The 572-nt window shown below is 66.3% G+C and carries 1 protein-coding gene; it reads right to left on the bottom strand.

Features of this window, described 5'->3' with window-relative positions; genetic code table 11:
• A partial coding sequence (locus D7D26_RS12020; RefSeq protein ID WP_120373187.1) for an NAD-dependent epimerase/dehydratase family protein occupies nucleotides 1–572 on the bottom strand: 572 nt, incomplete at both ends.

Here is a 572-nt window from a genome sequence, read left to right as displayed (position 1 = left end):
CAGCGACTTCTTCGTCCAGTTCCAGGAATCGCGGCACATGTCGTCGAGCGATTTCCGCGCTTTCCAGCCCAGCAGACGCTCGGCTTTCGAGGCGTCGGCCCAGCACGCGGCGATGTCGCCGGCGCGGCGCGGCGCGATCGCGTAAGGGATTTTAATGCCGTTGACCCGTTCGAACGAACGGATCAGATCCATCACGCTGCTGCCGCGCCCCGTGCCGAGATTGAATACCTCGGCCCCTTGGTGCGAGGCGGCGTAAGCCAGCGCCGCCGCATGCCCTTTGGCGAGATCGACCACGTGGATGTAGTCGCGCACCCCCGTGCCGTCGGGCGTGGGGTAGTCGTCGCCGAAAACGCGCAGCTGCGGCAGCTTGCCCGCCGCCACCTGGCACAGATACGGCATCAGATTGTTGGGGATCCCCTGCGGCTGTTCGCCGATCAGCCCCGATTCGTGCGCGCCGATCGGGTTGAAGTAACGCAGCAGCACCGCTGACACCTCCGCGTCCGCGGCGGCCGCGTCGCGCAGGATCTGCTCGATCATGAACTTCGTCCAGCCGTAGGGATTCGTGCAGCCGC

Source organism: Pyramidobacter sp. CG50-2, from assembly GCF_003612005.1.
Classification (GTDB): Bacteria; Synergistota; Synergistia; order Synergistales; family Dethiosulfovibrionaceae; genus Pyramidobacter.
Note: the sequence above shows the minus strand (reverse complement) of the source record. Positions and strands in the feature narration are given on the sequence as shown.